General features: G+C 73.6%; 15 protein-coding genes. 7 read left to right on the top strand and 8 right to left on the bottom strand.

From position 1 onward, the window contains the following. The 4 genes from fes to AB8Z75_RS17635 form a co-directional block, all read left to right on the top strand. On the top strand, window positions 1–1,041 hold a 1,041-nt coding region (fes, locus tag AB8Z75_RS17650), incomplete at its 5' end, for an enterochelin esterase (protein ID WP_369203050.1). A 139-nt stretch (window positions 1,042–1,180) separates the two neighbouring features. Then, entirely contained in the window at window positions 1,181–1,657 is a 477-nt protein-coding gene (locus AB8Z75_RS17645) for a hypothetical protein (protein WP_242749175.1), read from the top strand. Between the two features lie 19 nt (window positions 1,658–1,676). Then, on the top strand, window positions 1,677–4,055 hold the full coding sequence (locus AB8Z75_RS17640) for a hypothetical protein (RefSeq protein WP_369203048.1): 2,379 nt from the start codon (window positions 1,677–1,679) through the stop codon (window positions 4,053–4,055). Beyond that, the gene (locus tag AB8Z75_RS17635; protein ID WP_369203046.1) at window positions 4,048–4,302 is read left to right on the top strand and encodes a hypothetical protein; all 255 of its coding nucleotides are present in this window, start codon (window positions 4,048–4,050) and stop codon (window positions 4,300–4,302) included. Before AB8Z75_RS17640 ends, AB8Z75_RS17635 begins: the two co-directional genes overlap by 8 nt. Before the next feature lie 244 nt (window positions 4,303–4,546). Here the strand turns inward: AB8Z75_RS17635 and AB8Z75_RS17630 are convergent, their stop codons facing one another. The 7 genes from AB8Z75_RS17630 to AB8Z75_RS17600 are packed head-to-tail and all read right to left on the bottom strand — an operon-like array spanning window position 4,547 to window position 14,304. Further along, a complete protein-coding gene (locus AB8Z75_RS17630) occupies window positions 4,547–8,542 on the bottom strand; it encodes an amino acid adenylation domain-containing protein (RefSeq protein WP_369203044.1) in 3,996 nt (1,331 codons plus the stop codon). Continuing rightward, a complete protein-coding gene (locus AB8Z75_RS17625; protein WP_369203042.1) occupies window positions 8,539–8,766 on the bottom strand; it encodes a phosphopantetheine-binding protein in 228 nt (75 codons plus the stop codon). The genes AB8Z75_RS17630 and AB8Z75_RS17625 overlap by 4 nt, the downstream gene beginning before the upstream one ends. 5 nt (window positions 8,767–8,771) lie before the next feature. Continuing rightward, window positions 8,772–9,455, bottom strand: a complete 684-nt coding sequence (locus AB8Z75_RS17620) for an isochorismatase family protein (protein WP_369203040.1) — start codon at window positions 9,453–9,455, stop codon at window positions 8,772–8,774. Between the two features lie 15 nt (window positions 9,456–9,470). Beyond that, complete coding sequence (locus AB8Z75_RS17615; RefSeq protein ID WP_369203038.1) at window positions 9,471–11,213, bottom strand: (2,3-dihydroxybenzoyl)adenylate synthase; 1,743 nt, start codon at window positions 11,211–11,213, stop codon at window positions 9,471–9,473. Continuing rightward, window positions 11,210–12,436 carry an isochorismate synthase gene (locus AB8Z75_RS17610; protein WP_369203036.1) on the bottom strand — a complete coding sequence of 409 codons (1,227 nt, stop codon included), beginning with the start codon at window positions 12,434–12,436 and terminating at the stop codon, window positions 11,210–11,212. The genes AB8Z75_RS17615 and AB8Z75_RS17610 overlap by 4 nt, the downstream gene beginning before the upstream one ends. 51 nt (window positions 12,437–12,487) lie before the next feature. Beyond that, a complete protein-coding gene (locus AB8Z75_RS17605) occupies window positions 12,488–13,318 on the bottom strand; it encodes a 2,3-dihydro-2,3-dihydroxybenzoate dehydrogenase (RefSeq protein WP_369203034.1) in 831 nt (276 codons plus the stop codon). Beyond that, window positions 13,315–14,304 (bottom strand): ABC transporter substrate-binding protein, encoded by a 990-nt coding sequence (locus AB8Z75_RS17600; RefSeq protein ID WP_369203032.1) that lies wholly within the window; start codon window positions 14,302–14,304, stop codon window positions 13,315–13,317. Before AB8Z75_RS17600 ends, AB8Z75_RS17605 begins: the two co-directional genes overlap by 4 nt. 102 nt (window positions 14,305–14,406) lie before the next feature. Here AB8Z75_RS17600 and AB8Z75_RS17595 point away from each other — a divergent pair, with 102 nt between their 5' ends. The 3 genes from AB8Z75_RS17595 to AB8Z75_RS17585 are packed head-to-tail and all read left to right on the top strand — an operon-like array spanning window position 14,407 to window position 17,386. After that, window positions 14,407–15,492 carry a FecCD family ABC transporter permease gene (locus AB8Z75_RS17595; RefSeq protein ID WP_369203030.1) on the top strand — a complete coding sequence of 362 codons (1,086 nt, stop codon included), beginning with the start codon at window positions 14,407–14,409 and terminating at the stop codon, window positions 15,490–15,492. Next, complete coding sequence (locus AB8Z75_RS17590) at window positions 15,489–16,589, top strand: FecCD family ABC transporter permease (RefSeq protein ID WP_369203028.1); 1,101 nt, start codon at window positions 15,489–15,491, stop codon at window positions 16,587–16,589. The genes AB8Z75_RS17595 and AB8Z75_RS17590 overlap by 4 nt, the downstream gene beginning before the upstream one ends. Continuing rightward, window positions 16,586–17,386 (top strand): ABC transporter ATP-binding protein, encoded by an 801-nt coding sequence (locus AB8Z75_RS17585; protein ID WP_369203026.1) that lies wholly within the window; start codon window positions 16,586–16,588, stop codon window positions 17,384–17,386. The genes AB8Z75_RS17590 and AB8Z75_RS17585 overlap by 4 nt, the downstream gene beginning before the upstream one ends. Before the next feature lie 33 nt (window positions 17,387–17,419). On the opposite strand, the gene AB8Z75_RS17580 is transcribed toward AB8Z75_RS17585, so the two are convergent. After that, window positions 17,420–18,313 carry a GntR family transcriptional regulator gene (locus AB8Z75_RS17580; RefSeq protein WP_369203024.1) on the bottom strand — a complete coding sequence of 298 codons (894 nt, stop codon included), beginning with the start codon at window positions 18,311–18,313 and terminating at the stop codon, window positions 17,420–17,422. Window positions 18,314–18,699: the final 386 nt, after the last annotated feature.

The following is an 18,699-nucleotide window of genomic DNA, read 5'->3' as shown; positions in this document are numbered from 1 at the left end:
GTGCAGGTGCTGCCCAACAAGCTCGCCGACCCGCGCGCCCCCGAGGACAACCTCATGGAGCGGGCGCCCGGCACCGACATCTGGCACTGGACCGTCCGGTTGCGCCACGACTGGCGCGGCACCTACGACCTCTTCGTCGACGACGGGGAAGGACCCGCGCCCCACGACCAGGGCTACTGGCCCTGGCTGCGCACCCAGCGCAGGACCGACCCCCGCAACCCGCGCACCCTGCCCCGCCGCTGGGGAGGCGAGCCAGTGCCCTACGCCGAACTGCCCGCCGCCCCCACGGCCGCCGACTGGACCCCACGCGCCGAGGTGGCCCACGGCACGGTGACCGAGAGCGAGGTGGCGAGCGCGCACCTGGGCACCACCCGGCGCGTGTGGCTCTACACCCCGGCAGCCGCCGCGTCCGCGGAGCACACCGCAGCACCGCCGGCCGAACTCCCCGTGCTGGTCCTGCTGGACGGCGAACACTGGCAGCCGCGGCTCGGCCTGGCCCACCTGCTGGACAACCTCATCGCCGAAGGACGCCTCCCGCCCCTCGCCGCTGTGCTGCCCGACTCGGTCGACGCCGCCACCCGCTGGCGGGAGCTGACCTGCAGGACCGAGTTCGTCGCCTTCCTCGCCGACGAACTGCTGCCCTGGGCCGCCGCACACCTGCCGGTCACCGCCGACCCGGCGCGCACCGTGGTGGCGGGGCAGAGCCTCGGCGGCCTCACCGCCGCGTTCGCCGCGCTCCAGGCCCCCGGCAGGTTCGGCAACGTGCTGGCCCAGTCCGGCTCGTTCTGGTGGCCGGACGGCCCCTCGGCGGAGTGGCTGACCGGGCGCATCGCGGCCGGGCCCCGACTGCCCATCCGCTTCCGGCTCTCCTTCGGCCGCCAGGAGTGGGTCGCGCTGCCCGCCGCCCGCCGGCTGCGCGAGGCCCTCGCCACCGCGGGATACTCCGACGCGGTCTACGGCGAGTTCAACGGCGGCCACGACTACCTGTGCTGGCGCACTGAACTGGCCGACGGGCTGGTGGAACTGCTCGGCGACGGCTGATGGGCGGAGCGGTCCGCCGGGCGCGGCGCCAGTTGAGCGCAGGGATGCCAACTGGCGATGTCCTCGGGTAACAATGAAACCCACCGCGGACCACGGTCTGGGGGAGCCGCTTCATGAGCACTGAGGTCGAGGGGGACATGTGCGCCTACGCATCGGAGACGAGTCGGCCAACGCGTGCACGGCCGACGGCGGTGGCGACCTCACCGGCCTTTTTGCGGACTGGATTGCCAAGGATCGGGCAGTGGGCCGGTATGTCACCATCACTCGCGAACGTTCAGGACTGACTGACGGCGGGATGTCCGGAGGCCTGCTGGAGTGGATCGGCCTGAGCTTGAGCGCCGGCTTCTCCACTGCCGGCTTGATCTACTCCCATCTGAACTTCCGCGCTTCTCTTCCGCCGCGGCGGCGGCCGGGCGCGCGGCTGGTGGTCGAGCACAACGGTCTGCGCATGGTGATCGAGGACGGCAGCCCGGAGGACGCAGCCCGCCTCGCTCGTCTCCTGAGCGCAACGCGGGACTGCGAAAGCGACACACCAACCGGCCACTCGGGCCTGGTCGACGAGGACAGCTCCCGACAATCGACCAGGGACGACAGGGGGGCGAGTGGTGCTACCTGATCCGCACAAGAGCCGTGCGGTGGTGGTCGGGATCAGTGACTACGCGCACGCCGGGCTGGCCGCCATGTCGGCGGCGGCGACGGGCGCGGCCCACACGGCCCGACTGCTCCGCGAGCCCGCGATCTGGGGACTCCCACACGAACATGTCACCCTTCTTGGCTCCGAAAGCACGCGGGAGCAGATCCTGACGGCTGCCAGGGACGCCGCCTTGGCCACGGAGGACACGTTGGTGGTGTACTTCGCCGGGCACGGACTACGAGACCAGGCCGAACGCCTTCACCTGGCGCTCGTCGACGCCGACCCCGACTACCCGCAGATCGGCACCCTGCCCTACCGCCTGCTCCGCGACCTGATCAGGCAGGCCGGTCATCGGGCCAGGCACAGAGTCACCATCCTGGACTGCTGCTACAGCGGTATCGCCGGTGGAATGTCGCCTGGAGCCCCGACCCGTGACGATCTGGCCGCCGCGCTCGACGAAGACCCCGAGGCGCAGGCAACCGGTGCACACAGCGGGGAGGGGGAGTCTCGTGGGTGGGACGAGAGCGGCTACGGTGACTGCGTTTTGACGTCGGCGCCACCGCACAGCCGCTCGTTCGTGCGGCCTGGCGCCGCTTTCCCCGAGTTCACGGGTGAACTGATCGCCACGCTGGAAGCGGGCATCTCCGGAGTCGGTCCCGAGATCAGTCTGGAGCACATCTGGCTCAGGGTCCGCGACCGGATGCGCGGTCGCGACAGCCCCGAACCACAGTTGTTCGCGCAGAACAACGTCACACGCCACATTCACCTCCGCAACCGCTCACCACACGAACGCCGGGAGCAGGAAGCCGCACCCGATCCGGATCCGGGTCCCTCGGCTGCCCACGTCGCGGCACGGGATGCCGCCGAGAACGTTGCCCGCGCTGTCCCGGACCGCTTCACCAGGATGGGCCTGTTGGCCAGGATTGCCTCCGCGACGATCGCGGTCGACCCTGGCAAGGCGAGACTGCTGGCCGACGAGGTCGTGGAGGCCGGCCACGACATCACCGACCTCTCCCAGAGGGCTCGCCTTCTCACGAGTGCGGCCATCTGCCTGGTCGCTCTCGATCCGCCGCGGGCGCGAAGCCTCGCGGAGGAGGGCGAAGAGGCCGTTTCGGGGATGGCGGACCCCGATGCGAGGGCTTCCGGACTGATCGACCTGGCGAGGGCGGTGGTCGACGCGGACCGCGACCGGGCGACCTGGTTCCTGGAGAGGGCGGAGGAGGCTTTGCACGGTCTCCCGGACACGCGGCACAAGGCCGCGAGGTTCCGGACCCTGTCGTTCCTCGTCGACGAGGACGAACCAGCGTGGCGTCAGCGTCTGAAGGACCACTCCGCACACCTCTACAGGGTCGTTGACGAAAGGGAGCGGTTCGAGGAGGACTCGCGCTGTTCGCCGGAAGGCGTGCGCCGGGCCCGCGAGGTCAGAGCCAATACCGGCCCGGAGTGGGGGTGGCGGGTGGTGGAACTGGCCACCATCGCGAAGGACGTGGCCCTTGCGCGCCACTACCACCAGGCGGTGGAGCTCCTGGAAGAGGCCGAGAAGGCAGTCCCGGGGATCGTCCTGGATGAAAAGGCGGAGGCTCTCAGCGCACTCACCAAAGCTCTGCCCTTCCTCACACCGGCGGCTGCGACCATCCCCGATCGTGTTGTCGATCTCGCGGGGAGGTTGCGAAGCGTTGTATGGGGTTGCGCCGACGCGGCGCTGGGCGACCGGCTGATCGGCGTCGCGCGGACGCAGGCCGACATCGCGTATGAGTTGGCCGAAAAGGACCCCCGTCGAGCCGTCGGGCTCCTCCGCGTGGCCCAGGCCGTCAAGCCGGAGCTCACCGTCCAACAGCAGCGCCGCTTGGACCGCTACCTCGCGCGCGACCTTGCCCGCGTGGGGGAGGGCCTTGCTCCACTCGACGCCGAGCAGGCGGCAGCGCTCGCCCACGAGTCGATAGCCATCGTCCGGGCGCTGGAGGACGACCTGACCCAAGAGCTGGGGCTGGCCCTGAGCGTGCTGGCTCTGGCCGGCCAGCACCTGGCCGTCGCCGACCCGGACCGGGCGGACGAACTCTTCGCCGAGGCCGAAGCTCTGGCGCACCAACTTCCGGAAAAGCGGAGGATATTCGTACTCAAGGACGTCACGAGCGCGCTGACCACTGCGGGAAGGGACGCTGCGGGACCCCGCTCGTCTGGACAGGTACGTCCGCATGTTCGATCGCCTTCTTCTGAGCCTTCCGGAGGAGGACAGGAACTTCCCCCGGACAGCCATGGCCTGGACCCTGGTCGTCGCCGGGAAATCGGTGGTCGACAGGGACACCGGCCGAGCGCTCGGCTACGCTCGCGAAGCCGAACGCCTCGCGCGCCAGGTCCCCGCCGAAGACGAGATGCGTGACCATGGGCTGTTTTACGTCGCGGGTCTGCAGGCCGAGCTCGTCAAACACAGACCGGCCTACGCCGACCGCGCCATACGGACAGCCGAAAGCATCACGGACGACGGGTTGAAGTCGGTCACGGTACGCAATGTGGCCATAGCGCTGGCCCCCGCAGACACCGAGCACGCCGAGCGCATCGCCCAGAACGTCACTGACGCCGGTGACAGAGTCGGCGCCCTGGCCGCGATAGCGGAGGCGCGCCGGTAACTCCGCCAGCCCCCTCCAGGCTGCGGGAACGCTGTGAAGGACCAGGAGGTCGGAGCGGCGCGGTCCTCGGTCCGACGGTGCCGACCGCAACGCTGGGAAGATGCGGTGTCCCGGCGCGCGACGCGCGGAAGACCGCTGCTTTCCGGCGCGCCGGCACCACACTCTCGGAGTACCCGTTCGGATTTCCGCGGGTGCTGCCTAGCACCACCCCCCCCGGACGCCTCGAAAGCGGCGCCGGGCTCGCTCAGCCGTCCAGCTGAGCGAGCCTTCGCGCCAACGTCCCGGCGATCGCGTCGAGATGCTCGTCCCGCAGCAGCCGAGGGTGCGTGCAGTCGAGGTCGTGGTTGTCGATCGAGCCCGTCACGTGCGGACGCCACGCCGTGTGGGTCAGCCAGTCCTCGGCGCGCGGTGCGGCGGCCGTGAAGAACAGGACGTCGCCGTCGAAGACCCGGTGGTGGTGCTCGCGCATCAGCCGCGCGTGGTTGGGCACCACGTCCACGATCCGTGCCAACGTGCGGTCGGCGAGCCCCGCCAGCGGGCTGCCCGCCCGGCGCAGGGTGGCCAGCACGTCGTCGCGGTCGCGCTCGGTCGTGCGCTCGAAGCCGGCCATCCGCAGGACGGCCGTGAGCGCGTCGCCCTCCTCGGGTGCGGGCCTGCCGCGCCACTGTTCGGCGGGGAACGCGTCGAGCAGCGCCAGCAGATCGACCCGCTCCCCGGCCTCCTGGAGCAGCACGGCCACCGTGTGGGCGAGGACCCCGCCCACCGACCAGCCCACCAGCCGGTAGGGGCCGTGCGGCTGGAGGGCGCGGATGCGGTCCGCGTAGTCGGCGGCCTCCTCCAGCAGCGAGCCCGGCAGCGGCTCGTCGTCGGCCAGCCCGCGCGCCTGCACACCCCAGACGGGCTGTGCGGGGCCGAGCCGGGCCGCCAGCCCCGCATAGCACCAGGCCAGGCCGCCCGCCGGGTGGAGGGCGAACAGGGGCGTCCTGCCGCCGGTGGGGCGCAGCGGCGTGAGCACCTCCAGCGCGTCGCCGGAGACGGGGGCCGCGGTCTCCAGGCGAGCGGCGAGCGCGGCGGGGGTCGGGGCCTCGAACAGCGAGCCGATCGTCAGTTCGGTTCCGTGCGTCTCGCGTACCCGTGCCACCAGTTGCACGGCGAGCAGCGAGGTGCCGCCCAGGTCGAAGAACGCGTCCTCGGGCCCCACCCCCGGCACACCGAGCACCTCGGAGAACAGGCGGGTCAGCAGCTCCTCGCGCGGCCCCGCGGGGCGCCGCCCGCCGTCCGTGCCGCCGGAGGCGGCGAAGACGGGCGCGGGCAGTCCCCCGCGGTCGAGCTTGCCGCTGGGGCCGAGCGGGAACTCGGCCACGGCGACGACCGCCGACGGCACCATGTGTTCGGGGAGTTCCGCGGCGAGGGCGGCGCGCAGCGCCGCCGGGTCCGCGTCCCCGGTCACGTACCCGACCAGGCGCTGCTCGCCCGGACGGTCCTCGCCCAGGCGGTCCTCGTCCAGGCGGTCCTCGCGCACCAGGGCGCAGGCGCCGGTCACGCCGGCCTGGGCCGCCAACGCGGCCTCGACCTCGCCCAGTTCGACGCGCTGGCCGCGCAGCTTCACCTGGTCGTCGGTGCGGCCCAGGTAGACGACCTCCCCCGCGTCGGTCCAGCGTGCCAGATCCCCGGTGCGGTACATCCGCTGCTCCGGCGGTCGGGGATGTCCCGGCCGGCCGCCAGGCGTCGTCACGAAGCGTGCGGCGGTCAGCTCGGGGCGGTTCAGGTAGCCGTCGGCCAGTTGCGCCCCGGCCAGGTACAGCTCTCCCTGCACGCCCGGGGGGCACGGTCGCCCGGCCGGGTCGAGCACGTGCAGGCGGGTGTTCCACACCGGCCGCCCGATCGGCACAGGACCCGTCGCGTCCGGGTCGCAGGCGTGGTGGGAGACGTCGACGGCGGCCTCCGTGGGGCCGTACAGATTGTGCAGCTCGACGCCGGGCAGCGCGGCGAAGAAGGCCCGCACCGTCTCGCGGTGCAGCGCCTCGCCGCTGCAGAACACGCGGCTCAGGCCCGTGCACCCGGCCGCGTCGGGCCCTGCGAGGAACGCCTGGAGCATCGACGGCACGAAATGGCAGACGGTGACGGACTGCTGCCGTATCACCTCGGCGAGGCGCACCGGGTCGCGGTGGCCGCCGGGCTCCACGACCACCAGCGTCGCGCCCTCGCGCAGCGGCCAGAAGAACTCCCAGACGGAGACGTCGAACGACGACGGTGTCTTCTGGAGCACCCGGTCGTCGTGGGTCAGCGGGTAGGTGTGCTGCATCCAGCGCAGCCGGTTGTCGATGGCGCTGTGCGGGACGACGACGCCCTTGGGACGTCCCGTGGATCCCGAGGTGTAGATGACGTACGCCGGGTGGGCAGGCGTCAGCGGGCGCTCGGGAGGTACGGGCGGGTGACACGACAGCGTGGTCTCGTCCAGGTCCCCGAGGGCGACCAGCGGGGTGTCACCCGCCGCGGGGAGCCGCTCCGCGTGGTCGGTGACGGCGCACACCGGCGCCGCGTCCTCCAGCATGAAGGCGAGCCGCGCGGCCGGGTAGTCCGGGTCGAGCGGCAGGTAGGCGGCCCCCGTCTTCAGCACCGCGAGGAGGGAGACCACCAGCTCCGCCGAGCGCGGCACGGAGACCGCCACGACGGTGCCGACGCCGGCGCCCAGCGTCCGCAGGTGCCGGGCCAGTCGGTTGGCGCGGGCGTCGAGCTGCGCGTAGGTGAGCGCCGTCGAGCCGTACACCAGCGCGGTGGCCTGCGGGGTGCGGGCCGCCTGCGCCTCGATGGGACCGATCAGGGTGGTCGGGGGCAGCGTGCGCGCTGTGCTGTTGAACTCCTCGACGACCAGGGTCTCCTCGGCCGGTGTGGCGATGCCGTGGACGGCCGTGGGGGCGTGCGGGTCCGTCCGGGCGAGCCGGTCCAGCAGCTGGAGGAAGCGTTCCTGGTGTGCGGCGAGGTCGGCGTGGCCGTACAGGGTCGGGTTGCCGTCGTGGTCGATGCGCAGCCCGCGCCCGTCGGCACGGTCGTAGATGTTGACGGTCAGGTCGTCCACAGGACCGGCGGACAGGTTCCGCGCCTGCACCGGTGTGCCCGCGAAGTCCACCGCGTAGTCGAACGGCATGACGTTGACGAGCGGGCCCACCAGGCCCCGGGACTCGCCCAGCAGGCCCAGGTCGCGGCGGATGTCCTCGTACCGGTACCGCTGGTGGCGGCGCACCTGGCGCACGCCGAGCACCACCTGCCGCACCAGGTCGGCGAAGGAGTCCTCGGGCCGCACGGTCAGCCGCAGCGGCAGCACGTTCATCACCATGCCAGGCACCCGCAGCGCGACCGAGCCCATCCGGCCCATCATCGGCAGTCCGAGGACCACGTCGTCGCGGCCGCAGGCCCGGGACACGTAGAGGGCCTGAGCGGCGATCAGCAGGTCGGGCCAGGTGGCGCGGGACCGGTCTGCCAGGGCCCGCAGCCGCTCGGTCGCCTCCGGCGCCAGGTGGGCGGTGCGGCGGTGGAACGTCCGCGCGGGCAGCGCGCTCCGCCCGGCCAGCCGTGGCGCCTCGGGGCGGTCGGCGAAGGCGGCGCGCCAGTGTGCGCGGTCTTGCGTGAACGCCTGGGAGGAGCGGTAGGCGGCGTCCTCGGCCACCAGGTCGGACAGCGGCTTGAAGGTGCGCGGGCCCGGCTCCTGACCACGGGCCAGCGCGCTGTAGACCTCAGCGGTGCGGCGTACCAGGAGCGCGTGTCCGAACCCGTCCATGACCAGGTGGTGGACGCGCTGGTACCACAGCCACCGCCGGTCGCCGACGCGGAAGAGGGCGTGCCGGAACGGCGGGCCTGCCGCCAGGTCGCACGGGGTGGCGAGGTCCGCGTGCATCCACTCCTCGGCCCGCTGTTCGGCCTCTTCGCCCGCGGAGCGCAGATCCTCCACGGCCAGCGGCAGCTCCACGGACTCACGCACCTGCTGGCGGGGGCCCTGCCCGGTGTCCTGGACGCGGACCCGCAGCGCGTCGGACTCGGTGACGACCCGGCGCAGCGCCGCGGCGAACGCCTCCGGGTCCAGCGGGCCGTCGATCACCAGGCATTCGGCGGTGTTCTGCGCGGGGCTGAGCGGGTCGAGGGCCTGCGCGTACCACATGCCCTCCTGCGCGGCCGTCAGCGGCAGCCAAGCACCGTCACCGGCGGGAGCCGGTCCTGCCCGGTGCGTGGACAGGACGGTCATGCCGCCCCCAGCAGCGGTGCCCACGCCTCGATGGCGGGGTTCTCGGCGAGGTCGGCGAAGTCGACGCGCACCTCGTGGTCGCGGCGCCAGCGCTCCAGCAGGGACATCAGGCGCACCGAGTCGAGCCCGTGGTCGACCAGGTTGCCGTCCAGCGGGATGTCGGCGGGGTCCTCGCCGAGGGCGTCGGCGACATCCGCGCGGATCTGCTCGGGTGTGAGGGACATCGGGTTCAGGCCTCCGTGCGGGCGGTGGGGTGGTCGGCAGGGCGTGGCGTGGCGGTGAAGTCGTCGAGGAGCGCCTCTGTCGTGGTGACGAAGCCGCAGCGGCCCGCGACCCAGCGCAGGGCCGCCGCGTGGTCTTCGGGGGAGAAGTCGGCGACGGCGTCGGCGACGACGAACGCCTCGATGTCGCGCATCCACGCGTCGCAGGCGGTCACCTGCACCCCGATGTGCGCGTACACGCCGACGACGATCAACTGGTCGCGGCCGGTCTCGCGCAGGAGGTCGGCCAGTTCGGTGCGGACGAACGCGCTGTACTTCCACTTGGTGACCGTGTGGTCGCCCGCGACGGGTGCGACGGCCTCCGGGATGGCGAGGGCGTCCGGGTCGTCCGCCACCCCCGGCCCCCAGAAGTCGAGTTGGAGGCCGCGTTGGTGCGGGGTCTGGCCACCGCGCTGGACGGAGTAGACGACCGGTAGGTCCAGGCCGCGGCAGGCGGACAGCAGCCGTGCGGTGTTGGCCAGCATGCCGGTCAGCGGCTGCTGTCCGGCGGGGAAGGCACCGAGGAAGTGCTGTTGCAGATCGTGGACGAGCAGCAGGGCGCGTGCCGGGTCGGCGCGCCAGGCGGTCGCGCGGTTGGCGGGCAACTCGTCGGCTCTCGGCAGGGGATAGGGGGCGATGGCGGGAAGTGCCACGGTGTCAGGCGCCTTTCACTGCTGCTCGGCGGCGGTCGCGGCGGACCGCAGCCCCTTCTTGCTGACCTTGCCGATGCCCGTCTGCGGGAACGCGGTGACGAACTCGACGAGGTCCGGGACCTTGTAGGCGGCGATGCCGCGCTCCCGCACGAACCGTTTTATCTGGGCGGGCCGCAACGGCTCGGCGCCCTCGCGCGGGATGACGTAGGCCAGGGAGCGCTCCCCCAGGTAGCTGTCGGGCACGGCGACGACGGAGACGTCGTGCACACCGGGGTGGGCGAGGATGATGTTCTCCACCTCCTCCGGCGCGACCTTCTCACCGCCCCGGTTGATCTGGTCCTTGGCCCGGCCCCCGACCACCAGATGGCCGCTGGGGGTGCGGCGCACCAGGTCGCCGGTGCGGTAGAAGCCGTCCGGGGTGAAGGAGCGGGCGTTGTGCTTCTCGGCGCGCCAGTAGCCGCGGATCGTGTACGGGCCCCGGGTCAGCAGGTGCCCGAACGCGCCCTCGGGCACGTCGCGGTCGTCGTCGTCGACGATGCGGACCTCGTCGTCGGGGGAGATGGGGCGGCCCTGGGTGGTCACGGCGGTTTCCTCGTCGTCGTCCAGCCGGGTGTAGTTGACCAGCCCCTCGGCCATGCCGAAGACCTGCATGAGCCGGCAGCCCAGCGCGGGTTCGAGGCGGCGCGCCGCCTCCTCGCTGTACTTGGCGCCGCCGACGAGGACGAGTTCCAGGCGCGAGAGGTCGTCCTCGGCGGTGGCCGCCGCCTGCGTCCACACCAGCGCCAGCGGCGGTACGAGACCGGTCATGGTGACGCCCTCGCGCGCCATCAGGGGGAAGGCGGTGCCCGGGTCGGGGCGCGGGCACAGCACGACCCGGCCGCCGGCCAGCAGGGTCCCCAGCCAGCCGGGGGAGCTCATCGGGAAGTTGTGCGCCGCGGGCAGGACGACGAGGAAGCGGGTGTCGGCGTCCACTCCGCAGATCTCGTTCGAGCCGTGGAGCGAGTACAGGTAGTCGTCGTGGGTCCGGGGGATCAGCTTGGGCACGCCCGTGGTCCCGCCCGAGAGCTGCAGGAACGCCAGCTCGTGCGGCTCGGGCCCGGCGAGGGGGCCTTCCGGGGCGCGGGCGACCTCGCTCAGCGCCGTGTGCTCGCCCGGATCGCCGACGACGAACACGTGCCGCAGCGACGGTGCCTGGTGGCGCACCGTGGAGGCCAGGCGCCGGTGGTCGAACCCCGTGTGCCGGTCAGGGATCACGTAGGCCACGGCCTCGGTGAACGAGCAGAAGTAGGAGATCTCCGTCTCGCGGTGCGCGGGCAGCGCGTACACGGGCAGCGCGCCGATCCGGAAGAGGGCGAAGACGACCTCCACGAACTCGCCGACGTTGGGCAGTTGCAGCACGACCCGGTCGCCCTTGCCGATACCGCGTGCCGCGAAGCCCGCCGCCAGCCGGTCGGCGCGCTCGTCCAGTTGCCGGTAGGTCCAGGTGCGGCGCTGCGGCGCCGGGTCCACCAGGGCGACGCGGTCGGGGTGCGCGGCGGCCCGCTCGCGCAGCATCTGCCCGAACGTCTCGCCGCGCCAGTAGCCCGCGGCCCGGTAGCGCTCGGCGAACGCGGCGGGCCACGTGGGCGCGTCCACGCCCGGGGTGAGGGCCGTTGGGGCGGAGTCTTCTGCGGGAGCGGTCCGCCCGGACTGCGCGGACGCCGTCTGTGCGGACGCCGCCTGCGCGGCCCGCTCGGGCACGGCCTGCCGGGTGCTCATAGCGCGGCCCCCACGGCGTCCAGGAACGTGCGGAACTTGGCGCCGGTCTCCGCCGTCTCCGCCTCGGGGGAGGAGTCGGCCACCACACCGGCCCCGGCGAACAGCCGCAGCCGCGAGCCCTCGGCCTCGGCGCAGCGGATCGTCACCACCCACTCGCCGTCCCCGTCGGCGTCCTGCCAGCCGACCATGCCGGTGTAGGGGCCCCGCTCGAAGGGCTCCAGCGCGGCGATGACCTCGCGAGCCGTTCGGGTCGGTGTGCCGCAGACCGCCGGAGTGGGGTGCAGCGCCGAGGCCAGCTCCAGCGCGGTGACCGAGGGGTCGGACAGTTCGCCGGTGACGGTGGTGGACAGGTGCCACATGGCGGCGGTACGCACCAGCGTCGGCTTGTCCGGTATCTCCAGGCGTGCGCAGAACGGCGCCAGCGCCTCCCGCACCGCGTCGACCACGACGGCGTGTTCGTGCAGGTCCTTCGGCGACTCCAGCAGCGCGGCGGCGCGGCGCACGTCCTCGGCCAGGTCGCCGCTGCGGGGCGCGGACCCGGCCAGCGGGTTGGCGGTCAGACGGCCGTCCCGGCGGGCGACGAGGAGTTCGGGGCTGGCGCCGACGAGGGTGCGGCCCGGGCCGCTGGGCACGGCGAAGGTGTAGCCGGCCGGGTCGCGGCGGGCCAGCCGGCGCAGCATGGCGGGCAGGTCAGGTTCGCCGGGCGCGGTCAGCTCCAGGGTGCGGGCGAGCACCACCTTGTCGAACTCTCCCGCCCGCATCCGCTCCACGGCCGAGGCCACTGCCCGGCCGTACCGTTCCGCGGTCGGCACCTCGCGCATCTCCCAGCGGCCGTCCGCCTCCTGCTCGGGGACCGGCAGGACCACCAGCGGGTCCTCGCGCAGCGGCGGCGCCCACCGCACCCGCTCGGGGACGGCCAGCGCAGGCGGCGCGTCGGGGGCGAAGGGCAGCGCGCCCACCACGAGCGGCGCCGGGTCGCCGGCTTTCCGCCGGGCGTCCAGCAGCCGGCGTACCCGCTCGGGCAGCGGCCGTGCGTCGTGCGGCGTCTCGGCCGCCGTACCGTGCGCCAGCAGCGTGCGGTGCGGCGTGGCCAGCAGCCGGTCGGTGCCGCTTCGGTAGGCGTCCAGGAGGGCGGTCGCCGCGCCGGGGGCGAGACGCGGACCCGGCTGGGCGGGCGCGGTCTCGTCGGTGGGCGCGGGGAGTTCACGCAAGGGGACAGACATGGTTTCTCCAGGGGAGAGGCACGAGCCGTGGCGACGGCGGGGCCGGGCGGTTCAGGCCCGCAGCGTGGCGCCGCCGTCCACGTACAGGTCGTGCAGGGTGATGTGGCGGGCACGGTCGGAGGCGAGGAAGACGACGGCCTCGGCGATGTCGGCCGGGTCGGCGATCCGGCCGAGCGGGATGCCGGTGCGGTACGTCGCCAGGTCGCCCTCGATCACCCGCCGCGCGGCGGTCGCCTCGTCGTCGGCGCCCGGGCCCCAGCAGGCCCGCTGCATGTCGGTGAGCGTGGAGCCGGGGGAGACGGTGTTGCAGCGCACGCCGCGCTCGGCGACCTCCAGACCGAGGCACTTGGTGAACATCACCGCCGCGGCCTTGGAGGCGGCGTAGGCGGCCATGCCGGTGCGGGGGATGCCCGCCGCGTTCGAGGCGACGGTGACGATGCTGCCGCTGCCGCGCTCGGACATGCGGCGGGCAGCGGCCCGCGACACGTGGAAGACGCCGTTGGTGTTGACGGCGAAGGTGGCCTCCCAGTCCGCGTCGCTCAGCTCGGTCACCTCGGCGCCGCGCAGGATGCCCGCGACGTTGGCGGCGATGTCGAGCGGGCCCAGGAGGCGGTCGCTCTCGGCCAGTAGCGCCTCGACCGCCGCCGCGTCGGTCACATCCAGCGGGCGCGCGGTGACCTGGCCGGGATGTTCGGCGGCGAGCTTCTCCACGCCCGCCGGGTCCAGGTCGGTGGCCAGGACGTGCGCGCCCTGTGCGACGAGTGCCCGTACGACGGCTGCGCCGATGCCACGGGACGCGCCCGTCACCAGGGCGAGCCGTCCGTCGAGTTCGGGCGCGCGGGGGTGTGCCGCGCCGGGTGCCGTCTCGTGTGCGGTGCTCACGCGACCATGGCCTTCCTGATGTCGGCCAGTACCGAGACGGCGGCGTTGGCGCCGCCCAGGCTGGTCCACTTGGACCCGTCGATCTCGGTGACGTGCTTCTCGCGCACCGCGTCCAGCTGCTGGTAGGCGGGCTTGTGGGTGAGCTTGTCGAACAGATCGGCGTCGGGACCGTTCGAGGAGAGGGTGCCGATGAACAGCCAGTCCCCGTCGACCTTCTCAAGGCTCTCGTCGCTGATCGGTGTGGAGTGGCCCTCGCCCTTCCGGTTCTGGATGCCGGGCCGCTTGAAGCCCAGGTCCCCCAGGACGCCGCTGATGAAGACGCCCTGCTGCATCACGGCTGTGCCCTTGGCCGAGTACCGGGCGACGGAGACGGTGGCGCCGGCGTGGGAGCCGAGGTCCTTCTTCAGCGCCTCCGTCTTCGCGCGGTAGTCGTCGAGGAAGCCGTCGGCCTTGTCGTCCTTGCCCAGCACCTTGCCGGTGAGCCGCAGGGACGTGCGCCAGTCCTTGGTCTTGTCGATGGTCACCACGGTGGGCGCGATCTTCCGCAACTGTGCGAGGACCTGCTTGTCGGCGAGCTGTCCGGCGAGGATGACGTCCGGCTCGGCGCGGACGACCTTCTCGATGTCCGGGCCGGTCACCGCGCCGACCACGGGTATGCCCTTGGCCTCCTTCGCCAGGTAGGCGGGCGCCCCCTGCTGTCCGCGGCCGGCGGTCAGCCCGACCGGCTCGACGCCGAGCGCGAGGGAGGAGTCCAGGTCCATCTCGCTGAGCGCGACCACGCGCTCGGGGTCCTCGGGGACCGAGACCTTCGTGCCGGTGGCGTCGGTGACCCGGACCGTGCCGCCCTTGTCTCCCTTGCTGTCGCCGTCGGCCTTCGCGTCGGAGGAACCGCAGCCCGCGAGCGTGGCCGCGCACGCGGTCAGGCACAGGGCGGCGACGGCGGGGCGGACGCGTCTGCGAACGGGGGCGGAGGGCTTGAGCTGCATGGTCGGGTTCTCTCCTTCAGGCACGCGCGGTCGGTTTCCGGGCATGCGCAGTCCTGCCGCCCGGACGATTCCGGACGGACGAGCTTAGGTTAGGCTAACCTCATGAGCAGTGTGCAAGAGGGACGGGCCGCCGCATCCGGCACCCCTCCCGGTCAACGCCCCGCGCGCAAGCGGCGGTTGGTTCTCGAAGCCGCCCTCGTGTTGACCGTCCTCCTCCTGGGGCTCGTCCTCACCTCCCTCCTCGTCGGCAGCGGCTCCAGCTCCCCGGGCCGCGCCTGGGACTACCTCCTCGGCGACCCGCAGGCCCGCGCCGACGCCCAACTGCGCCTCGCCGTCCTGGACGTCCGGCTGCCCAGGACGCTGGCCGCCGTCCTCGTCGGCGTCTGCCTCGGGCTCGCCGGATGCCTGCTCCAGGCCGCCACCCGCAACCCGCTCGCGGAGACCGGACTGCTCGGCGTCAACTCCGGCGCCGCCTTCGCCGTCGTGTGCGGACTCACCTTCTTCGACGCCGAGTCCCCCACCGCGCTGCTGTGCTGGGCGCTGGCCGGCGGCATCACCGCCAGCGCCGTCGTGCTGCTGCTCGCCGCCTCGGGACGCACCGCGGGATCGCCGCTGCGGCTGGTCCTGGTCGGCTCGGCGCTCGGCGCCACCTTCCACGGGCTCACCTCGTACGTACTGCTGGGCACCCAGTCGACGTTCGACACCTACCGCTACTGGACCATCGGTTCGCTCGCCGGAGTCGAGACCGGCGACCTGCTCCCGCTGCTGCCCCTGGTGCTGCTCGGGCTCGGCACGGCACTGGCCTGCTCCCGCCCGCTGTCCGCGCTCGGACTCGGCGACGACAGCGCCCGCTCGCTCGGCCACCACCCCGAACGCGTCCGCCTCGTGGTGGCGGGCGCCGTCTCCCTGCTGGCCGGCTGCGCCGTCGCCGTGGCGGGGCCCATCGCGTTCCTGGGGCTGCTCGCGCCCTACGCCGCCCGAGCCGTGGCCGGGGCGCACATGACGGCCCAACTCCTGCTGTCCGCACTCGTGGCGGCCGACGTGCTCCTCCTCGCCGACCTCTTGGCCCGGATCGTCATCCAGCCGTGGGAGACCCCCGTCAGCGTTCTGCTCGCCTTCGTCGGCGGCCCGCTGCTCGTCTGGATCGCCCGCTCGCACCGCATGTCCACCGCGGGAGCCTCCGCATGAGCGCGCCCGACGGGCTCGGCCGCACCCGGCACGAGCACCCCGTCGCACCCCCGCCCGACAGCACCGTGCTGCGCGTCGGAGGGCTCTCCTGGCTCTTCCCGCGCCGCAGCGCGCTGGCCGCCGCGCTCCTCCTGCCGCTGCTGGCGCTGGCCACCGCCCTGGCGATCGTGGCCTCTTCCAGCGGCATGGGGCTCTCCGACGCGGTCGGCGGCCTGCTGGGCACCGGCGACCCGGGCACGGTGATGATCGTGCGCGACTTCCGGCTGTCCCGGCTGTGCGTGGGGTTGATGGTCGGTGCCGCGCTCGGCGTCGCCGGCTGCCTCACCCAGACCCTGGCGGGCAACCGGCTCGCCACCCCCGACCTGGTCGGCGTCAACGAGGGGGCCACCGCCGCCGTCGTCGCCTCCGCCGCGGGATCCGCGACCGGCATGGTCGGCCAGTGGTGGCTCGGCCCGATCGGTGCCGTCGTCGCCGCCGCGCTCGTGGTGCTGTGCGCGGGCGGCGCGGGGACGGCCGGCTACCGCATCCTCGTCGTGGGTATCGGCGTCTCCACCGTCGTCGGTGCCGTCAGCGACCTGATCATGTCGCGGGAGAACGACAACACCGCGGGCGGCGTCTTCCTGTGGGCCGTCGGCAGCCTCAACGGCCGCGACTGGAGCGCGGGCACACCTTTCCTCGTCGCACTGCTCTTTCTGGTGCCGCTCAGCCTGGCGGCCGGGCACCGGCTGCAACTGCTGCGCTTCGACGACGAGGTGGCGGCCTCGCTCGGCGTCGAGCTGCGCCGCCTGCGGACCGCCGCGCTCTGCCTCGCCGTCGCCCTGGCCGGACTGGCGGTCGGCGTCGGCGGACCCATCGCCTTCGTCGCGCTGGCCGCGCCGATCCTCGCCCAGGGGCTGTCCGGGCCCACCCGGGTGCCCGTCGTCGGCTCTGCCCTCGCCGGTGCGGTCCTCGTGGTCGCCGCCGACGCCCTCGGCCGCGTCGTCGCCCCCGTCGAACTCCCCGTCGGCGTCGTCACCAGCGTGCTCGGCGGGCCCTTCCTGCTGTGGGTACTGCTCCGCTCAGACCGCACCACCCGAAAGGCGCGCACCCGACCATGACCGAGACGACCCCGGGCCTCGAAGTCCGCGCCCTGCACGCCGGCTACCCCGGCAGGCCCGTCGTCCACGACGTGGACCTCACCGTCACCGGCGGGCAGGTGGCCGCCATCGTCGGCCCCAACGGCTGCGGCAAGTCCACCCTGTTGCGTACCCTCGCCCGGTTGCACCGCCCCGACTCCGGGACGGTGCGGATGGCGGGGGCCGACGTGTGGCGGCTGAGCCGCCGCCAGGCAGCGCACCGCGTCGCCCTGCTGCCCCAGTCGCCGCGCGCGCCCGAAGCCGTCACGGTGGCCGGGCTCGTCCGCTACGGCCGCCACCCCCACCAGGGGCTGCTGCGCCAGTGGTCGCGCGAGGACGAACGCGCCGTCCGCGAGGCGCTGGAGGCCACCGGCACCGCCGAACTGGCCGCCGAACGCCTCGACCAGCTCTCCGGCGGCCAGCGCCAGCGCTGCTGGCTCGCCATGGTGCTCGCACAGCACACCCCCGTGGTGCTGCTCGACGAGCCGACCAGCGCGCTCGACCTCGGACACGCCGTCGACGTCCTCGCCCTCGTCCGCGAGGTGGCCGCCACCGGGCGCACCGTCGTGATGGTGCAGCACGACCTGACGGCGGCAGCCCGCCACGCCGATCTCCTCGTCGCCATGAAGGACGGCCGTGTGCTGGCCCAGGGAGATCCCCGCGAGACGGTCGACGAGACGCTGGTGAAGGAGCTCTACCAGGCGGAGGCCGACATCCTGTCCGCCCCGGTCGACGGTGCCCCCGTCGTCGTCCCACGGGCCCGGCGCGCGGGCCTGTGACGGTACCCGGCCGCGCCGACCCGCGCGGGCGTGTCAGCGTCGCGGGGTCAGCGAGAGCAGGGGGGCGCCCGCGGGGAAGAGGTACTTGGCGGCCATGACAGGGCGGCCGGAGGCCGAGACGGTCTGGGTGAGCAGCATCGCCGGGGTCTCGGGCGGCCTGGAGACGGCACGGCCGCGCACCGTGCCGAGCACGGTGGCTCCCAAGGTGCTGCGCGCCGTGAGTGCGGAAGCGGCCCCGCTGTGCAGGAAAGCGGCGAGCATGGTGCCGGGCGCCTCCCGCCCGCCGACCGGCTCGTCCCCGTGCGGCTCCTCCCGTCCGTCGGGGCTCCCGCTCCCGTCGGCGGCCAGGCTCCCGGCGGTGGCCACGGTGTCGGCGGCGGCCAGGCTCCCGGTGGCGGCCGGGGTGCCGCCGGGGTCGAGCGACGCGGCGCCGAGCGCGGTGACCAGGGACGGCCCGGCAGCGGCGCGCAGCGCCGTCTCGTCCGCGGCCCATTCGTGCGCGAAACAGGCGGGCGCGCCGTCCACGTCGACGACCGTCTCCCAGAAGCACGCGCGCTCCGCCGGTGCCATGCGCAGGTGGTAGCCGGAGAAGTCGGTGGGCTCCTCCCATTCGACGACGAGGCGGCGGCACCGCGGCGCGCCGGGTCCCAGAAGCGCTTCCACGGGCAGCAGCCGCTCCAGACCGGGGGCGGGCGGCGGCTGGTTGACGACGCTCCCCGAGCCCTGGCGGCGGGTTATCACGCCGTCCTCCTGCAGCAGGATCAGCACCTCGCGCAGCCCCGAGCGGCTCACGCCCAACTGGGCGGCCAACTCGGGCTCGGGCGGCAGCTTCGCCCCCGGAGGGAAGGTGCCGTCGTCGATGGCCGCCACGATCCGCTGGTAGAGCTTCACGCGGGGTGAGTGCCGACGGTCTCCCTGTCGAGGCATCGGGGCTCCCGAGTTTATTTGTCGGACAATGCGCGGCGATCGTCCTGCTGCGGTGTCGATCCGCCCACGCGTGCGCCCCAAGACTAGCGCCCCTCACCGGATCCTCTTCCCTCGGTCTTCCGCCGGTCTTCCGCCGGTCTTCTGTTGGCTTTCAGGCGGCCCTCCGGCGGCGCTCCGTCCGCTTCCGGCGATGTGCGGGCGGTGTGCCGGCGGGCGGGCCCCGGCGGGGYGCTGCCYCTTCCCTCGGTCTTCCGCCGGTCTTCCGCCGGTCTTCTGTTGGCTTTCAGGCGGCCCTCCGGCGGCGCTCCGTCCGCTTCCGGCGATGTGCGGGCGGTGTGCCGGCGGGCGGGCCCCGGCGCGACCAACGGGCAGCACCCCGCCGGGGC

Source organism: Streptomyces sp. PU-14G (assembly GCF_041028275.1).
Taxonomy (GTDB): domain Bacteria; phylum Actinomycetota; class Actinomycetes; order Streptomycetales; family Streptomycetaceae; genus Streptomyces.
This window is presented reverse-complemented; position numbering and strand designations above follow the sequence as displayed.

Coding starts and splice junctions, on each gene's coding strand:
- AB8Z75_RS17580 (WP_369203024.1), bottom strand. CDS start 18,313: ATGCCTCGACAGGGAGACCGTCGGCACTCACCCCGCGTGAAGCTCTAC.
- AB8Z75_RS17625 (WP_369203042.1), bottom strand. CDS start 8,766: ATGTCCCTCACACCCGAGCAGATCCGCGCGGATGTCGCCGACGCCCTC.
- AB8Z75_RS17600 (WP_369203032.1), bottom strand. CDS start 14,304: ATGCAGCTCAAGCCCTCCGCCCCCGTTCGCAGACGCGTCCGCCCCGCC.
- AB8Z75_RS17595 (WP_369203030.1), top strand. CDS start 14,407: ATGAGCAGTGTGCAAGAGGGACGGGCCGCCGCATCCGGCACCCCTCCC.
- AB8Z75_RS17610 (WP_369203036.1), bottom strand. CDS start 12,436: ATGTCTGTCCCCTTGCGTGAACTCCCCGCGCCCACCGACGAGACCGCG.
- AB8Z75_RS17590 (WP_369203028.1), top strand. CDS start 15,489: ATGAGCGCGCCCGACGGGCTCGGCCGCACCCGGCACGAGCACCCCGTC.
- AB8Z75_RS17635 (WP_369203046.1), top strand. CDS start 4,048: ATGCGTGACCATGGGCTGTTTTACGTCGCGGGTCTGCAGGCCGAGCTC.
- AB8Z75_RS17630 (WP_369203044.1), bottom strand. CDS start 8,542: ATGACCGTCCTGTCCACGCACCGGGCAGGACCGGCTCCCGCCGGTGAC.
- AB8Z75_RS17585 (WP_369203026.1), top strand. CDS start 16,586: ATGACCGAGACGACCCCGGGCCTCGAAGTCCGCGCCCTGCACGCCGGC.
- AB8Z75_RS17615 (WP_369203038.1), bottom strand. CDS start 11,213: ATGAGCACCCGGCAGGCCGTGCCCGAGCGGGCCGCGCAGGCGGCGTCC.